Origin of the sequence: Pseudoalteromonas sp. Angola-7, from assembly GCF_028599255.1 — a bacterium.
Classification (GTDB): Bacteria; Pseudomonadota; Gammaproteobacteria; order Enterobacterales; family Alteromonadaceae; genus Pseudoalteromonas; species Pseudoalteromonas atlantica.
Genome location: NZ_JAQREL010000006.1, coordinates 163,985 through 181,417 on the forward strand (window position 1 = coordinate 163,985; position 17,433 = coordinate 181,417).

Genomic DNA, 17,433 nt, shown 5'->3' on the forward strand with positions numbered 1-17,433 from the left:
GCTTTGCGCACGCTGTAGCAATACGTTAGAATGCGCGCTCTTTAGGGGCGCGAGTAAATTATGTTTGATCAAGAGTTAGCAAATACACAGTTTTGGCTTAAAAAAAGCTTAGCCGATATGAACCAAAACGAATGGGAAGCGATTTGTGATGGTTGCGGAAAATGCTGTTTAAATACCTTTATTGACAGTGAAGATGAAGACGAATTTACCGCCACCGACCAACTACGTGAAGGCGAAGAGCTTATTTTCACCAACATTGTTTGCCAATACCTTGATAACAATACCTGTGGTTGTAGCGAATACGAAAACCGCCAAACGCTTGTCCCTTCTTGCGTTAAACTGACCAAAGCCAACCTTAAAGATATCTTTTTTATGCCGCAAAGCTGTAGTTATCGCCGTCTTCACGAGGGGCGAGGTTTAGCCTCTTGGCATCCGCTATTAAATCAGGGTGACAAAACCCAAATGCATGCGCTTGGTATTTCTGTTAAAGATAAAACCGTAAAAGACTGTGACGTAAAGCTCGATGACTTTGATTTATACATTGCTGAGTGGCCAACAAAGGATTGCGACTAATGAGCGAGCTTAAGGCTGTAATAGGTTTAATTAATCCTAAAAGCCCGACAAATGTTGGCGGCGTTTTACGTGCTGCGGGTTGCTATGACGCTAAACAAGTATTTTTTACCGGTAGTCGCTACTTAAATGCTAAAAAGTTTCATACCGACACTAAAAATGTTGTTGAGCGTATTGCACTTACCGGCACTGATAACCTACTCAGTGTAAAACCTGAAGGCGCAAAGGTTGTGGTTATTGAGCTGATTGAAGGCGCCACTGCGTTACCTGATTTTAAACACCCTGAAAACGCATTTTATGTATTTGGGCCAGAAGACGGCTCAGTACCAAAAGAGGTTTTAAAATGGTGCGATGAAGTGGTTTACGTACCTACAATTGGTTGTATGAACCTTGCGGCCACCTGCAATGTGGTACTTTACGACCGTTTAGCCAAACTTGGTGGGGTAGAGAGCAGCGACTCAACTATTATTAATTCTCGCGATACCAATAATAAAATGAAGTGGGTAAAAGCTTAAGCACCCACTGCTGTAATTTTAATTAAAATTTCTTTTACTTTATGTACTAAGTTCTACACTTTAGGAACATATTGTAAATGAAATTTAATTATGCGTTTATTTTTAATCCTCATACTCTTTTCATCTTATTGTTTTGCTGAGGTTCCTGTGACCTACATGCAAGATGATACTCGTCACACTGTAATAGGTGAGCGCTATAAATCGGGTTACCTATTTAGCACGCCAAACAGCAATCAAACAATTCATGTGGTTACATTAGACTGGCCGCCTTACATAGGTAATAAGCTGTGTAACAAAGGCTGGGTATATCAATTTAGTACGGCGATTCTACATAGCGCTGGTTATAGTGCTTATATAGAGTTTGTTCCTTGGGCGAGAGCTGTTCGTTCTGTAGAGCTAGGTAAAGCCGATGTGTTAATGCCAGAGTATTATATTGAAGACACCGCGCCATCTGATTACATAGAAGGTAAAACACGCCGTAAGCTGTTAGGGCTTTCTAATTCGTTTGAAGGCGGTAACATAGGTTTTTTAAAACGCAAAGGCGAGCCCGACAGGTTTAATGGCAATTTAAAGTCGCTTAAAGGCTCGCGTATTGGTGTTGTAAGAGGGTATCAAAATACCCCTGAGTTTGATGCCATGATGGATAACAACGAATTTATCATCATTAATGCCGTTGATGATTTACAGCTGGTAAAGTTACTTGCGGCAAAGCGTGTAGATTTAATTATAGGCGACCCCGCTGTGTTACTTTACTCGGTAAAATATGCCACTTTACCCGATAGCGAAAAACAGACCCTACTTAGTGCTATTGAACCAGAGAGCAAGGCAATTCAATATAACCCTTTATATTTTGCGATAAGTAAAAAAACACCAAACTGGCTCACTGTATTAGAAGATATTAATACTGCTTTATACAAATTTAAAAATAGCGGCGAAACCCAAAGGATGAAACAGGCTTTATTAAATGAATGTGATTAATTGTAACGTTCCAATTATTTTGTACTTATAATGTGTCGCAAACGTGTAAAATCATTTTCAACTTGTTAATGGAGTGAAAATGACGTGAGTGAAATAAATACCAATCAATCATTTGCGGTCAAAGAGCAACAAAATAAAAATTACCTGTTACCGCTGACTGCAATGACCACACTGTTTTTTTTATGGGGTTTTATTACCGTTTTAAACGACGTACTAATCCCTCGTCTGAAAGGCGTTTTTGACCTAACTTACTTTGAAGCAATGCTCGTACAGTTTTGCTTTTTTGGCGCCTATTTTATTGTCTCTATTCCAGCTGGAATTTTGGTTAAACAATTAGGTTATAAAAAAGGCATACTAACCGGCCTAGTAGTTGCCTCAATTGGCTGTATGTTGTTCTACCCTGCGGTAGTGGTGCATGAATACTGGTTGTTTTTAGGTGCTTTATTTGTACTGGCTGCTGGTGTAACTGTTTTGCAGGTTTCTGCGAACCCGTATGTAGCTGCTTTAGGACCAGAAAAAACCGCCTCATCTAGGCTAAATTTAGCGCAAGCACTTAATGCCTTAGGGACAACCGTAGGCCCGTATGTTGGAGGTATCCTGTTTTTTGGTACCGCAGGTACATTAGCGGCAAGTGCTGCTTCTGCTGAATCTGTAAAAGTACCTTATTTAATGTTAGCAGCGGCCTTACTTATTATTGCTATCGTATTTGCCTTTATTAAACTTCCTGAAATAGAAGGCCATAAAGAAGAAAATAACCCGGTTAATGAAACTCGCTCACTAACACAGGCACCTCATTTAACAATGGGCGTATTTGCTATATTTTGTTATGTCGGTGGTGAAGTGGCTATTGGTAGTTTTTTAGTTAACTTTTTTGGCGAAGCACATATAGCTGGGCTTGAAGAGCACGCTGCTGCTGCACTGATCAGTTACTACTGGGGCGGAGCAATGGTTGGCCGTTTTATTGGCTCTGCTGCACTACAAAAAATAGCGCCATCTAAAGCATTAGCATTTAATGCCTGCATGGTAATTGCCTTATTACTTGTAACTATATTTACGCAAGGCAATGTAGCCCTGTACGCGGTACTGGCCATTGGTTTATTTAACTCAATTATGTTCCCGACTATATTTTCTGTAGCGATAGAGCGCTTAGGCTCATTAACCAGTAAAGGCTCTGGTTGGTTGTGTTTGGCAATAGTAGGGGGTGCCTTGGTGCCGTTATTACAAGGTTACATTGCTGATGTTGTTAATATTCAGCAAAGCTTTTTTGTTCCGCTAGTGTGTTATGTATTTATTGCTTGGTATGGCTTAAACGTGGTTCGTTTAGCTAAAAAGTGGTAAATACTCCCCGATGAAAGAGCGACTGAATACGTATTCAGTCGCTTTTTTATCACTATTTTATAGGAACGTTCCAAGTGCGGGTTTGTTTTAAAAAAAATAGAGTTGTTACAACTATATAGTGAATAGAGCTGGTTCTTTATTCTTATTTTAAGTACATAAACTGCTTATCTACCTCATTAACGACGACATACCTTTATATTTTTGCTAAAAATATAATTAATAACAAAAAAATAAAAAGGGCAGTCATGCTTAACTCACTTAAATTCACCTCAAAAGTGACTATTGCAGCATCTATGGTACTGGTTATTGTACTGGGTTTATTTGCTATAAATAATTACATCGCTATGCGTAACCAAACGCAACAGCAGCTCGACTTAGTCCTTAAGCAAAATTCAGAATCTACCTCACAAAACATTGCAAGCTGGCTTAACGCTAAACTCACCATAGTAAAATCGATTGCGCAAACTCACAAAACAGTGATCCAAAACAGTTAACCCTTGCTCAGCTTAATACTGCCAAATACGCTGGTGGCTTTAAAAACACGTATATAGGTAAACCAAGTGGTTTATTTATACTTAACGATCAAAGCATTGTGTTACCTTCTGATTTTGATGCCACCTCGCGACCTTGGTATAAGTTAGTTGAAAATAAAAGCTATACCGCATTTACCACACCGTATATTGATGTAACCACCAACGAGCTGACTATATCTGCCGTTGTGCCCATTCAAAGCAATGGCCGCTTTAGTGGTGTAGCGGGTGCAGATATAGACATGCACACAGTAACTGAAATAATTAACGATATTGATTTTTTAGGGTTAGGGTATGCTTTTTTAGTAGATAAAAATGGCCAAGTGCTAAGCCATCCTAATAGCGAACTTAATTTAAAAAACACCGCCGAATTATTTGGCCAACCTACCGCGCTTAATAGCGAATTTACACAATATGATATAGCGGGTGAGCCGCAGTTGATATCGTTTACTAAAATACGTGGCATAGACAATGTTGACTGGTATTTAGGTGTCGTTATTGATAAAAACCAAGCCTATGCAGAGGTGTCTCGTTTTGGTATTAACGCGCTTATTTATATGTTAGTGGGAATTGTGGCCATTATTGTGTTTATGCAATTTTTACTGCGTTACTTAATGCAACCTATGGCGCGCCTAAATGATGCACTAGAAGATATTGCAAAAGGCGAAGGCGATTTAACCAAACGTTTAAAGGTTGAAAACAATGATGAGTTTGGCCAAATTAGTCACTCGTTTAACATTTTTATTGAAAAAATTCAGCACTCTATAGAACACGTTAAATTAACGACTGAACAACTCGATAGCGTAATAGCCAGCGTGGTGTCGCAGACACATTCTTCACTAGCCATGCACCATGACCAAACAAAACGTACTGATAGTGTGGCCATGGCGGTTAATAATTTTTCGCAATCGGCTATGGCTATTGCTAATAACGCCAGTGACGCTTCTGTAATAGCTAAAAATGCAGATGAGCATTCAACACAAAACCAGCAAACCTTATTGCACAGCGTTAATAGTATTCATCAGTTATCAGCCAATATGGAACAAGCGCAACACACTATTAATAGCCTTAACGCGCATACAATTAGTATTGGGCAAGTGCTTGAGGTGATTAAAGGTGTGAGCGAGCAAACCAATTTACTTGCATTAAATGCGGCAATTGAAGCTGCAAGAGCAGGCGAAGCTGGGCGCGGTTTTGCTGTTGTGGCTGATGAGGTACGCCAGTTAGCTCATCGAACTCAGCAATCAACCCAAGAGATTGAAGATACCGTAGGGCAATTACAAAGAGGCTCAAACCAAGCGGTAGAACTGATGAAAACAAGCATTCAAGACAGTGAAAAAAGCGTAGAGCACGCTGAAGGTGTGAGCGTGTTAATGGGCCAAATAATAGAGTCAATAAAACAAATTAGCATTGCTAATCATAGTGTTGCCAATGCCACTGTTGAGCAAAACGACCTTGTTAAAGTGCTCGACGCAGACATTACAAGCATGAGTGAGTTATCGGTACAAAGCCAAGAAAATTTAAAAAACACCCTCAATGAATGTACTAAACTTAAACAACAATTTAGTGATTTAGAGCAAATGGTTCAAAAGTTTAGAGTTTAAAATATGCCAAAAAAATCGGTTACAGGACAAAGTTGGTTAAGCCTTATTAACATAGATAAGGTGTATAGCTCGGATAAACAGCGCCAAGCATTTTCACTATTCACCATGATAGCCATTGCTATTATTGTTATCTCTATGTTGGTGGTGTTTAACTACACGGTGTATTCGCCTATTCTTACCACGTCGTTAATAGCGGTTAATATTACCCTTATTAGCGGCACTTTTTATTTTATAAAAACAGCCAAGCTCGAAATGGTTGCACTTATAAGTATGTGTATAGTGTTTATTATGTGTGTGGCCCTTACGTATACAGGCGGAAAAGAAAATACCGCGCTTTATTGGCTAATGTTTTACCCAGTAGTGTGTTTTGCCTCTTTAGGTGTAAAGCATGGCTGCAGGCTTGGCTTAAGCTTATTATTGTGCTGCAGTGTTATTTTATACGGGCCTGATTTTGGCCAAGTTAACTATGGCGGTATTGAAAAGTCTCGGTTTTTAGCCTCTTTTACACTGGTGTTTATTTTTTCGTTTATAGGTGAATATTTCAGGCATAAAAGTCACCTGGCAATTGCTGATATAACCCTTGCGCAAACGCAAGATGCCTATACAGATCAGTTAACGGGTGGCGCGAACAGGCGTTTCATCACCGCTCACTTTTTAAAATTAGCCGCTAAAACGCCCGAAAACTACCTGCCGTTTTCTATTTTATTACTTGATTTAGATTATTTTAAACGACTAAACGATACCTATGGTCATGATTTTGGCGATACAGTGTTGATAGAGTTTACCAAATTACTTGATTCACAATTTCCAAGCTCCGCAGTTAAAGCCCGTTATGGAGGCGAAGAGTTTGTGGTGATTTTACCTAAAGAAACAGCCCCAGTGGCTACAAAATTAGCCGATGATTTTAGACAATGTGTCGCAAAACAAGCTATTTTAACCAGCGATAATAAACGGGTATTTATTACCTGTAGTATTGGTGTGGCACAGGTTGATAATGTGGATCATTACAGCCGTGCACTTAAACAAGCAGACGAATACCTGTACCTAGCTAAAGAGCAAGGGCGTAACAAAGTTGTATCAAATCACACAGGAACACTATGACTCAAACTAAACTTATATATGTACACGACCCTATGTGCAGTTGGTGCTGGGGATATAAACCGACGTGGTTAAAACTAAAAGCCGCATTATCTTCGCAGCTGACTATAGAATACAAAGTAGGGGGGCTTGCTCCAGATAGCCAAGAGCCCATGCCAGAAAATATGCGCGCCATGCTCCAAAGCACGTGGCATAAAATTAGTGCGATGTTGGGCACACAGTTTAATTTTGATTTTTGGCATGTTTGTCAGCCAAGGCGCTCTACTTACCCAGCCTGCAGAGCGGCGATTATTGCCAGAGAGCATAATAAAGAGCCACAAATGATAGAGGCAATTCAACATGCTTATTATTTACATGCTCAAAACCCATCTGATGAAAGTACTCTAATTACCTTAGCGGAAAAAATAGGCCTAGATAAACAACAGTTTACCGAGGAGCTTTGCTCTGAGGCTTTGAATCAAAAATTACATGAGGAGTTAGCATTTAGTGCAAGCTTGCCAATACAAGGCTTTCCTTCGTTAGTATTAATAACTGATAATAAAGCCATTGCAATTAAAATAAATTACACCGATCACCAGCAAACACTAAACACAATTAACGCTTTATTAGCTTAACAACTAGCCAAAATGCGTGTATTTGCTGCTTTAATACACGCTTTGCATATAAACACTCCGATATAAGACGCAAATGTTACAGCTGTAACAAAATAGACTTTTTTGCGCAACATGCCTGTCATTATTCATCTATACAATTTCACTCATTGAAAATCTTTAGCCTAAAACAAGTCAGTTTAGGCTAAAACAACAAACTAGCAAATCCGCTAATTAACGAGTAAAGGTGTATGCGATGAAAGGCGTTAAACCATTGATCTTAGCTGGTATTGTAGCAGCAAGTGCTGCAGTACATGCCAATGATTTAGAAAAGGTTATCGATAAAAGCAGTGAAATAAATAAATCAGCTGCGCAATCACAAACAAAAATAGACAAGATTGCTGATTCAATGCAAGGACGTCTTCAACAGTTTAAAACCCTTAATAAAGAAATTGATGGTTTAACTGTTTATAACGCGCAATTAACTAAACAGTTAAATAACCAAATTGAAGAAATGGAGTCACTTAACCTTTCAATGGATCAGGTCTCTATTATTGAGCGTCAGATCACACCACTAATGCTGCGCATGATTGAAGGGCTTGAGCAATTTGTAGCACTTGATGTGCCATTTTTGCAAGAAGAGCGCACTAAGCGTATTAGCTCTTTAAACGCCATGATGGACCGTGCAGATATTAACTCAAGCGAAAAATTCCGCCGCGTATTAGAAGCATATCAAGTAGAAGTTGATTACGGACGCACTATTGAAGCCTACACCTCACTGCTAACGGTAGACGGTAAAGAGCGTGAAGTAGACTTTTTACGCATTGGCCGCTTAGAGCTTATTTATTTAACACGTGATGGTAAGCAAGCTGGTAGCTGGGATGAAGAAACAAAATCGTTTGTTACTTTACCAGACTCAACAATTAGCCAAATCAACAAAGGTTTGCGTATCGCACGTAAGCAACTTGCCCCAGATATGTTAACTCTGCCAGTACACGCAGCAGAATAAGAGGTTGAAGATGAAACTGTTTACTCAAATGACAAAAATGGCCCTTTTTGCTGCAAGCCTAAGCTTTGCAGGCGCAAGTGTGGCAGATGAGCCTATGGACTTAGACTCACTATTAAAAACACTTGAAGAAGGCAAATCGGCTCAAAGCGCGCAAAACAAGCAACGCGAACAAGAATTTATGGCGCGCCAAAACGAACAAGTGCAAATGCTTAACAACACACAAGCAAAACGTAATCAAATGCTTGCTGAGTCTGAGCGCTTAGAAACACAGTTTGAAGAAAACGAAATTAAACTTGCTAACTTAACAGATACACTGTCTAAACGAATGGGTTCTTTAAAAGAGCTATTTGGTGTGCTTCAGCAAGTTGCTGGTGATTCTAGCAATAAGTTCGCTACTTCTGTGGTATCAGCTGAAATTGCGGGTCGTAGCACATTTATGGATGAGCTAGCACAAAAAATGGGCTCTACTTCAAAGCTTGCCTCTATCGAAGATATTGAAAAAGTATGGTTTGAGCTACAACGCGAAATGACAGAGCAAGGTAAAGTAAGCCGCTTTACTACCGATGTAATTGTACAAGGTGGTGAAAAAGCACAACAAGAAGTGGTACGTGTAGGTGCTTTTAACTTAATCTCTAACGGTAAATACCTAGAATTTAACCCAGTAACAAATACCTTAAGCGAGTTAAATCGCCAGCCTGTAGCACGTTTTACTGCAACTGCAGAAGAGTTACAAAATGCAAAAAATGGTATTGTGCAGTTTGCACTTGACCCAACGGGTGGCTCAATTTTAGGTTTATTAGTGCAAGCACCAGATACCGAAGAGCGTGTACACCAAGGTGGTACAGTCGGTTACGTTATTTTAGGTGTAGGTGTTATTGCTTTACTTATCTCACTTGAACGTTTTTTCTCATTACTGATTATGGGCGGTAAAATTCGTCGTCAACTTAAAGATGATGTAGCACGCGATGACAACCCTCTTGGCCGCGTGATGAAAGTTAAAGATCAGTTCCCTGATGTTGCCCACGACACGTTAGAGCTTAAATTAAGCGAAGCTATCTTACGTGAAATGCCAAAAGTAACGCGTAATTTAACGCTTATTAAAATCATCTCGGTGGTGGCGCCGCTGCTAGGTTTACTAGGTACAGTAACCGGTATGATCAACACCTTCCAAGCAATCACATTATTTGGTACAGGTGACCCTAAACTAATGGCTGGTGGTATTTCGCAAGCATTGGTAACAACGGTGCTTGGCTTAGTTGTGGCAATTCCTACGGTATTTTTATACACCCTACTTAATACACGCGCTAAAAACATTCTGCTTACTATTCAAGAGCAAAGCGCAGGTATTATCGCACAGCGAAGCGAGAAGGGAGCATAAACCATGGTGCTATTGATTGACTCAATCAATGCTATCCGTGATTTTCTCGACACTGGTGGCCAAGTCCTCTTGGTCATCGGGGTGTTAATCTTCGCGATGTGGTTATTGATACTCGAGCGATTTATTTATTTTTTCAAAGGTTTTCGTAGTTACAAACAAAACGTAAAAGCGCAGTGGAAAAACCGTGCAGAGCGCAATAGCTGGAATGCTGAGCAAATACGCCAGGCGATGATTTCACGTGCTTCAATGCGTTTAGACACTAACTTAGCATTGATAAATGTAATGGTTGCATTGTGTCCGCTACTTGGCCTGTTAGGCACAGTAACGGGAATGATTGAAGTGTTTGATGTGATGGCAATTACCGGTACGGGTAGTGCGCGCTCTATGGCATCAGGTGTTTCTAAAGCAACTATTCCAACCATGGCAGGTATGGTTGGTGCACTTTCGGGTGTATTTGCCTCTACGTTTTTACAGCGCAGAGCCAAGCGCGAAGTTGAACTACTTGAAGACAGCATGGTTTTAGACCATTAAGTAACATTTTGATAAGCGGCTTAAAGAGTCGCTCATCCTAGGAGAATAAAAATGAGAGCCCCGTTAGGAAACCTATTACAAGAAGACGAAGCAGAAGAAATTAACATGACCCCAATGTTAGACGTTGTATTTATCATGCTTATTTTCTTCATCGTTACCGCCTCGTTTGTTAAAGAAGCCGGTATTGATGTAAACCGCCCAGAAGCCGCAACAGCGGTTAAAAAAGAACGCGCTAATATTTTAGTGGCTATTTCTGATACAGGCGAGATTTGGATTAATAAACGTCAAATCGATGTACGTGCAGTGCAAGCCAATATCGAACGCTTAAAAGCAGAAAACCCACAAGGGAGCGTGGTTATTCAAGCTGATAAAAAAGCCACCACTGATATGTTAATCAAAGTAATGGATGCGTCGCGTGCTGCAGGTGCGTTTGATGTTTCGATTGCTGCACAAGATGCGTCTTAAGGGTTAGCCATGTTGCGATATTTAGTAGCATTAATAGTAGCAGGTGTAGTGACCTTTATGCTGTTTTTAGGCATGCAGGCACTGATCACCGGTGGTGAAGGTGCCATGTCGGAGCCAGTAAAAGGAAACGTTTTAGACTTTGTACGTTTGAAAAAAGAAGAAACGGTACAAAAGAAAGAGCGTAAACCGCAAAAGCCACCTACACCAAAAGAGCCACCACCACCGATGGAGTCGCCGCAAATGCAAAATAATGATGCAAACGCGGCCAGCAATAATTTTGATTTTGGCGCGGATGTAGGCAGCGACGTTGACCTAGCGGGTGGCTTAGCGCTTGAAACAAGTGATGGTGAATACCTACCCATTGTAAAAGTAGCTCCAGTGTATCCGCGTCGTGCTTTGTCGCGTGGTATTGAAGGCTATGTAATTGTTGAATTTACAGTAACTAAGCAAGGTACTGTACGTGACCCGCAAGTAGTAAAAGCGGTCCCTGAGTCACTGTTTGATAGAGCAGCGATGGATGCCGCACTTAAATTTAAATATAAACCGCGCGTAGTAAATGGTGAAGCCGTTGAAGTGGCGGGTGTTCAAAACAAAATATCTTTCCAAATTAATGGTTAACTTATCTTAATTGGATGAAATAGCGAGGCGATTATGAAATTACTACCTACAGCTAAAAATTTAAAACTGGCATTATTTTGCACTGCCGCGATCAGTGCAAGTATTGTTGTGCCAAGTACACTAAGCCTTGTGCCGGGGCTAAACGTAGCAACTGCCCATGCAGAGCAAGAACAAAAAACAAAGCGTGTACCTGCACTGCGCGAAAAGGTTTATAGCCAGCTTGCTCGTGCGCAAAAGCTCGCTGACGATGGCGATGTAAAAGCCGGCCTTGAAGCACTTGATAGCATTCAAGAGCGAGCTTCAAGTATGAACTCGTACGAAATTGCGATGATGCATAACTTTTATGGCTTTATTTATTACAACGAAAATGATTTACCAAAAGCCATTGCCTCGTTTGAAAAAGTGGTAGCCGAAGAGGCTATTCCTGAATCATTACGTTTAAGTACCACGTTTAGCCTAGCGCAGCTTGCAATGGCCAACGGCGAGTATAAAAAAGTTATCGCGTTTTTAGATAAGTGGGATGAAATAAATACCAAACCTATTACAGAAGGGTATTACTTACTTAGAGCGCAAACTTATTACCAGTTAAAAGAATACCCAAAGGGGCTTGAGTACATTAATCAAGTTATTGCTCTTAGCGACAGCGAAGGTAAAACCCCTAAAGAAAACTGGCTGGTACTACAGCGCGCTATGTATTACTCACTTAATCAAACAGATAAAGTAGTGGCAGTGCTTGAGCGCATGGTTAAACTTTACAATAAACCAGAGTATTGGGTTCAGCTAGCTGGTATGTACGGAGAAACCGGCAAAGAAAAAGAGCAACTAGCAGTAATCGAAGCGGCGTATCAACAAGGCTTTTTAAAAACCAAGTCTGATTTACGACAGTTATCGCAAACTTACCTTTATAACGGCCTGGCATACAAAGCAGCTAAAACAATGAGTGATGCGATAGAAAAAGGCATTGTAGAAAAATCAGCGAAAAACTATGCCTTTATTGCAGAGGCCATGATTCAAGCTAAAGAAGATGAAAAATCGATTAGCTACTTTGCAAAAGCGGCTGACCTATCAGAGCATGGTAAGTACGATCAACGCCTAGCAGAAGTGTTTGTTAACACTGAGCAATACGAAGAAGCGGCTGATGCTGCGCGTAAGGCGCTTGATAAAGGCGGTCTTGATTTTGAATCAAACGCTTACGTTGCGCTAGGTATGGCACAGTACAATATGCAAAATTTTGATGCGTCTATTTTAGCGTTTGAACAAGCCCAAAAGCATGATAAATCACAACGTTTAGCAAAGCAGTGGATTAAATATGTTAAGCGTGAAAAAGTGCATGCGCAAACACTTAAAGCCGCGTTACTTTAACTTTATACCCTAACGCTATTTTACAAATAATAAAGCGTTTACCTATTTCATAATCGCAACACCAAAACCGCCTTAGGGCGGTTTTTTTCGTTGTTAAAACATTTAAGCTATTGAATTTTAATTAATTACTATTGTCATCTTATGGTTACTAAACTGTAACTGCTTTGTCATATCTCTACAGTATCTTATTTGCATCCGATAACTCAGGTCACCTTAATGCATGAGTATCGTGCCTTAAAGTGACTTAAGTTTTTACTTAATGCACTAACAAAATAATTAAATACTTTAACGGAGTGAACAATGAAATTATCTGATTTATTTAAGGTCAGCCTAGTAGCAACTGCAATGACACTAGCTGGCTGTGGCGGCGATATCGAAATTACACCAACTGTAAACGATAACAGCTCGTCAACAGATAACAGTGTTAATAATTCAAACAATACAACTGGTTCAACAACTGAAGAAGAAGCTGTTTGTGCAAGCTACGAATCAGATGCAGGTACGGTAACAGGCGTAGTAAGTGGCATTGATTGTTTATACAACGACTCGTTTGCAAGCAAAACAATTTCTATCACAAGTAACATTACTTTCGCTGAGCTACCTGATGGCGGTGTTCACGTTTTTGAAGATGCATTACAAATTGGCGAAGACGGCAGCACAGTAGATGGCTTTGAAGTACCAGCAAATGGTCCAACAATGACTGTTGAACCAGGTGCCGTTTTAGCATTTGGCTCAGGTGAAGCAATTGTACGCATTGCACGTGGTGCAAAAATTCAAGCGGTAGGTACTGAAGAAAAGCCGGTTGTATTTACTTCGGCAAACGCGTTTGACCGTTTTGATACAGCAGGCGAAGGCGCACGCTACGCAGATTGGGGCGGTATCATCATTAATGGTAACGGTATTACTGACCAATGTACTGATGCAGAGCGTGACGGTGGTACGTGTAACGTAGCCTCTGAAGGTATTACAAGCTACTTTGGTGGTAACGATAATGCAGACTCTAGCGGTAATATTAAATGGGCTAAAATTTGGTACGCAGGTTCAGGCCCTCGCGTTGGTGGTGAAGGCGATGATTTGAATTCACTAACACTAAATGCAGTTGGCTCTGGTTCTGAGTTTGATTACCTACACATTCACCAAGGTTTTGATGACGGTATTGAAATTTTTGGTGGTGCTACAACGCTTAAACACGTAGCGGTAACAGATACACAAGATGATTCGTTTGACTTTGACGCAGGTTGGCAAGGTAAAGCTCAGTACTTATTTATTCAACACGGTACTGTGACACTAAATGACGGCACTGTAGTTAACATGGGTAACAATGGCTTTGAGTCTGATGGTGTTAAAGGTTCTTCTACCGAGCAAGTGTCTCCATCTAACCCAACGGTTGCCAATGTAACGGTTGTAACTACCGATGGTAACTCGGTACGTGATGACGACCCTTCACAAGCTTACAAGTTTGATGACCAATTTAATTCAAGCATTTACAACACTGTTATCGTTAAGCAAAACGCAACTAACACGCAATGTATTGAGTTCTCAGGCGACGGTGAAGCACAAGCAGATAAAATCTCATTCACAAGCTCTGTAATGGCGTGTTCTGCAAACTTTACAGATACAGATACATTTGCAAGCGGCCCATTAGAAGGTCAAACAAAAACAGCGTGGTTTGAAAATGACGGTGCTAACCAAATCTTAACTGATGATGTTGCAGTACTTGCAGATAACGGTTTTGCAACGAACACAGCAGCTGCAGAAGTAACGGTTACTGCAACAGACTTAAGCACAAGCGATTCATTTTTTGAAAGCGTAAACTACATTGGTGCGGTATCGGATCAGGATACAGACTCTAGCTGGTATAAATGGGTTGAAGCGGCTGTTACAGCAGCAAATGCTGACTAAATAGCACACCATTATAACCTCTGATTAAAGGCGCCTTGTGGCTTGTTATTTAAGCGTCAGGCGCCTCTTTTGTATAACCTGATTAGGATTATCTCATGTCTAAAAAGCATAGACTCAATCAAATTACCTGGGCAATTGGTTTAGGTTTAGTCGCTCATTCGACTAGCTTAATTGCTGCACAAGCCGATGAACAGTTAACAAACGAACAAGAAATAGAAGAAGTTGTTGCTGTAGGTACGCGTTTACAAGGGAGCGCTGCGGCAGTTGTAGAAGAACGTAAAAACCAAGCCTTTGTTGCCGATATTTTAGGCTCTGAACAATTATCACGCACGGGCGACAGCGACGCAGCATCTGCGCTTCGTCGAGTAACAGGCTTAACGCTTGTTGATGGTAAGTTTATTTACGTTAGGGGCCTTGGTGAGCGTTACTCTAGTGCGCGTTTAAATGGCGCTTACATCCCAAGCCCAGATTTAACCCGTAACGTTATTCCGCTGGATATTTTCCCTGCAAGTATAATTGAAAGTATGGCCGTTCAAAAAGCTTACTCTCCAGACATGCCAGCAGCGTTTGGTGGCGGTAATATAGATATTAGAACTAAATCCGCACCGAGTGAATTTACAGCAGGCATTGAAGTGGGTGCAGGTTACGATACGGCATCAAGTGATGGCTTTACCTACAATCGTAACGAAAATGGCATTCCAAGTGAGTTATCACAGGCTATTTCAACATACCGTGGTGATTTTAGTATTGGCAATATTGTTAGTAGTGAAGGCTTTGAAGATGGCGATTTAACGCGTGCAGAACAAGCAACCGCTGTTAATAACGCACTTTTAAAGTCGCTTCCTCGCGATTATGAGTTAAAAGAAGAGTCGTTAGACCCGCGTTATAATATTAAAGCCCATTATGGTGATAGTTTTGAAGAGAGCTATTTTGGCGGCAAGGTTGGGTTTTTACTGGCAGGTGCTTACAAAAACGAATGGGATTTTGAAGAACGTTTTAGCTCAGTTATCACCCAAGATTTAGAAAACGAAGAAGGCAATGTTGATTGTACAACGTCGTTAGCGACCAGTGAAGATGTGAGTAACTCGTGTTACAACACAGTCAAAAATTCGCAAGTGACAACTGAAACCGAAAGTTATAACGGTTCATTGAGCTTGTCATACCGTTTAGGTACGCACAGTATTTCTGCTCAACAGCTTTACATTATTGATAATGAAGATGAGTCTGAAATTGCTATTTCGCAAAGCCCTGCGGGGAGTTCTACGTTTAGTATTGCGGGTGATGGGATTGCAAACCGTAATCATGAGTTTAATTACGAAGAACGCCAATTAAACATTACTCAAGTTATGGGCCAACATACCTTTTTAGATTATTTTGGTATTGGTGCCGATTGGCAGTACACCGAAGCTAAAGCAACGACTGATATACCTACCAGTGCCGACTTTGAGTTTCGTGACACCTATAATAGTGATGGCAGCTATGCCGGCTCAACTATTACAGGGGATGATAACCGTGTAATTATGTCATACACCAATATGGAAGAGCGTGTTAAATCGTACGGTGGTAACTTAACGCTGCCGCTTAGCTTTGAGTCTATGGAAGTTGAGTTTAAAGTTGGTTACGATTTTTCTGACAGAGCTCGAATATTTAATACCTCAAGCTTTGCTATAAACAACAGTGGCGGCTCAGGTATTTCAATAAACGACGGTAGCACTGTTGCGCTTAATAATAGTGGTTTTTTAACTGACGACTTTATTGATAATAACGCTGTGTTAGTTGACTTTAATGAGCCAACAGCCCCTGATGCCGATGATTACATAGCTGCGCAAAAGGTGGATGCAGGTTATGCGTCTTTCGATGTGTTTTATGATCAATGGATAAGAATAAGCGGTGGTATTCGTTATGAGGAATTTAAACAATCTTCTATCGGTACATCGAGCCTTATTTTTGATGAAGACGATTTAAATACCTTTTACGATCCAGATAAAATTCAAGCAGGCTCTGTTATTACCGATGATTGGTACCCGGCACTGTCTATTACCTATGTAGGTGGCGATGATTACCAGGTGCGCTTAGGTTATGGTGAAACAGTGGTACGCCCTGACTTTCGTGAAGTAGTGCCTGTTACGTATTACGACCCTTTGACCGACATTAGAACGTTTGGTCGTACAGGTATAAAAAGTAGCCCAATTAAAAACTACGACTTACGTTATGAATATTACGGACAAGCCGGTAATTCATTTAGCGTAGCGGCGTTTTATAAAGATATTACTGCGCCAATTGAAACGGTTTTAAACATTGGTGATGAAGATTACTCAGCATCGTTTATAAATGGTGAAACAGCAGAAGTTTATGGTATTGAAGCTGAATGGCTACAAGACTTAACATTTGTAAGTGAAGGCCTATTTACTAGCGGTAATATCACATTAAGTGATTCTGAAGCGTCTATTGACCCAGCACTGGCGGGTACATTAACTAATCCTAAAAAACGTATGACTGGCCACTCTGAATATGTAGTTAATTTACAATTAAACTACGATTCGTTAGATGGCATGCACAGCAGTTCATTAGTTTATAACGTATTTGGTGAGCGAATTTTAGCAGCGGGTGTTGCTAATAGAGATGACGCGTATGAGCAGCCATTTCACTCACTTGATTTAGTTTATACTTATTACCCTGATTTTAATTCTAAGATTAAGTTTAAAGTTAAAAACTTACTCGATGAAGATCAAGAGGTAACACAATCAGACATTATAGTGCGCTCAAAAGAGCAAGGTGTAACGTTTGATTTAAGTTACAGCTACGAGTTTTAATTTTCTTCCCAAGGAAGGGGGATATAATAAAACCTAACTACCGATTAGCCCTGTATTTAATACAGGGCTTTTTTATGACTATGAAAAATATTTAAGTTTCGCTTTATTCACTAGTTTTAGGGCGCTTGGGGT

At 40.4% G+C, this 17,433-nt stretch carries 14 protein-coding genes and 1 pseudogene; all 15 read left to right on the forward strand.

Annotated elements, in window-relative coordinates; all coding sequences use genetic code 11:
- Positions 1 to 60 precede the first annotated feature (60 nt).
- Complete coding sequence (locus tag PSH50_RS10645) at positions 61 to 573, forward strand: YcgN family cysteine cluster protein (RefSeq protein WP_024031710.1); 513 nt, start codon at positions 61 to 63, stop codon at positions 571 to 573.
- The gene (locus PSH50_RS10650) at positions 573 to 1,085 is read left to right on the forward strand and encodes an RNA methyltransferase (protein WP_004586351.1); all 513 of its coding nucleotides are present in this window, start codon (positions 573 to 575) and stop codon (positions 1,083 to 1,085) included. The genes PSH50_RS10645 and PSH50_RS10650 overlap by 1 nt, the downstream gene beginning before the upstream one ends.
- Before the next feature lie 90 nt (positions 1,086 to 1,175).
- Complete coding sequence (locus tag PSH50_RS10655; protein ID WP_273586369.1) at positions 1,176 to 2,063, forward strand: ABC transporter substrate-binding protein; 888 nt, start codon at positions 1,176 to 1,178, stop codon at positions 2,061 to 2,063.
- An 84-nt stretch (positions 2,064 to 2,147) separates the two neighbouring features.
- The gene (locus tag PSH50_RS10660) at positions 2,148 to 3,401 is read left to right on the forward strand and encodes a sugar MFS transporter (protein WP_004586349.1); all 1,254 of its coding nucleotides are present in this window, start codon (positions 2,148 to 2,150) and stop codon (positions 3,399 to 3,401) included.
- A gap of 245 nt (positions 3,402 to 3,646) precedes the next feature.
- A pseudogene (locus tag PSH50_RS10665) lies at positions 3,647 to 5,535 on the forward strand (methyl-accepting chemotaxis protein).
- Between the two features lie 3 nt (positions 5,536 to 5,538).
- Entirely contained in the window at positions 5,539 to 6,636 is a 1,098-nt protein-coding gene (locus tag PSH50_RS10670) for a GGDEF domain-containing protein (protein WP_273586370.1), read from the forward strand.
- Complete coding sequence (locus PSH50_RS10675; protein ID WP_273609618.1) at positions 6,633 to 7,247, forward strand: DsbA family protein; 615 nt, start codon at positions 6,633 to 6,635, stop codon at positions 7,245 to 7,247. The genes PSH50_RS10670 and PSH50_RS10675 overlap by 4 nt, the downstream gene beginning before the upstream one ends.
- Positions 7,248 to 7,479: 232 nt before the next feature.
- A complete protein-coding gene (locus PSH50_RS10680) occupies positions 7,480 to 8,232 on the forward strand; it encodes a DUF3450 domain-containing protein (RefSeq protein WP_004586345.1) in 753 nt (250 codons plus the stop codon).
- A 10-nt stretch (positions 8,233 to 8,242) separates the two neighbouring features.
- Positions 8,243 to 9,610: a MotA/TolQ/ExbB proton channel family protein gene (locus tag PSH50_RS10685; RefSeq protein ID WP_273586372.1), complete on the forward strand. Its 1,368-nt coding sequence runs from the start codon at positions 8,243 to 8,245 to the stop codon at positions 9,608 to 9,610.
- A gap of 3 nt (positions 9,611 to 9,613) precedes the next feature.
- Complete coding sequence (locus PSH50_RS10690) at positions 9,614 to 10,141, forward strand: MotA/TolQ/ExbB proton channel family protein (RefSeq protein WP_029772985.1); 528 nt, start codon at positions 9,614 to 9,616, stop codon at positions 10,139 to 10,141.
- 51 nt (positions 10,142 to 10,192) lie between these two features.
- Positions 10,193 to 10,606 carry a biopolymer transporter ExbD gene (locus tag PSH50_RS10695; RefSeq protein ID WP_004586342.1) on the forward strand — a complete coding sequence of 138 codons (414 nt, stop codon included), beginning with the start codon at positions 10,193 to 10,195 and terminating at the stop codon, positions 10,604 to 10,606.
- Positions 10,607 to 10,618: 12 nt separating this feature from the next.
- Positions 10,619 to 11,224 (forward strand): energy transducer TonB, encoded by a 606-nt coding sequence (locus PSH50_RS10700; RefSeq protein ID WP_029772986.1) that lies wholly within the window; start codon positions 10,619 to 10,621, stop codon positions 11,222 to 11,224.
- A 33-nt stretch (positions 11,225 to 11,257) separates the two neighbouring features.
- Positions 11,258 to 12,586: a CDC27 family protein gene (locus tag PSH50_RS10705; protein ID WP_029772987.1), complete on the forward strand. Its 1,329-nt coding sequence runs from the start codon at positions 11,258 to 11,260 to the stop codon at positions 12,584 to 12,586.
- A gap of 300 nt (positions 12,587 to 12,886) precedes the next feature.
- Positions 12,887 to 14,488, forward strand: coding sequence for a hypothetical protein (locus tag PSH50_RS10710; protein WP_004586339.1), 1,602 nt, complete (start codon positions 12,887 to 12,889; stop codon positions 14,486 to 14,488).
- 95 nt (positions 14,489 to 14,583) lie between these two features.
- Positions 14,584 to 17,301, forward strand: coding sequence for a TonB-dependent receptor plug domain-containing protein (locus PSH50_RS10715; protein ID WP_273586373.1), 2,718 nt, complete (start codon positions 14,584 to 14,586; stop codon positions 17,299 to 17,301).
- Positions 17,302 to 17,433: the final 132 nt, after the last annotated feature.

Excerpts from the sequence above, each read along its gene's own strand:
- PSH50_RS10645 (WP_024031710.1), top strand. The coding sequence starts at position 61 with ATGTTTGATCAAGAGTTAGCAAATACACAGTTTTGGCTTAAAAAAAGC.
- PSH50_RS10650 (WP_004586351.1), top strand. The coding sequence starts at position 573 with ATGAGCGAGCTTAAGGCTGTAATAGGTTTAATTAATCCTAAAAGCCCG.
- PSH50_RS10655 (WP_273586369.1), top strand. The coding sequence starts at position 1,176 with ATGCGTTTATTTTTAATCCTCATACTCTTTTCATCTTATTGTTTTGCT.
- PSH50_RS10670 (WP_273586370.1), top strand. The coding sequence starts at position 5,539 with ATGCCAAAAAAATCGGTTACAGGACAAAGTTGGTTAAGCCTTATTAAC.
- PSH50_RS10675 (WP_273609618.1), top strand. The coding sequence starts at position 6,633 with ATGACTCAAACTAAACTTATATATGTACACGACCCTATGTGCAGTTGG.
- PSH50_RS10680 (WP_004586345.1), top strand. The coding sequence starts at position 7,480 with ATGAAAGGCGTTAAACCATTGATCTTAGCTGGTATTGTAGCAGCAAGT.
- PSH50_RS10685 (WP_273586372.1), top strand. The coding sequence starts at position 8,243 with ATGAAACTGTTTACTCAAATGACAAAAATGGCCCTTTTTGCTGCAAGC.
- PSH50_RS10690 (WP_029772985.1), top strand. The coding sequence starts at position 9,614 with ATGGTGCTATTGATTGACTCAATCAATGCTATCCGTGATTTTCTCGAC.
- PSH50_RS10695 (WP_004586342.1), top strand. The coding sequence starts at position 10,193 with ATGAGAGCCCCGTTAGGAAACCTATTACAAGAAGACGAAGCAGAAGAA.
- PSH50_RS10705 (WP_029772987.1), top strand. The coding sequence starts at position 11,258 with ATGAAATTACTACCTACAGCTAAAAATTTAAAACTGGCATTATTTTGC.
- PSH50_RS10710 (WP_004586339.1), top strand. The coding sequence starts at position 12,887 with ATGAAATTATCTGATTTATTTAAGGTCAGCCTAGTAGCAACTGCAATG.
- PSH50_RS10715 (WP_273586373.1), top strand. The coding sequence starts at position 14,584 with ATGTCTAAAAAGCATAGACTCAATCAAATTACCTGGGCAATTGGTTTA.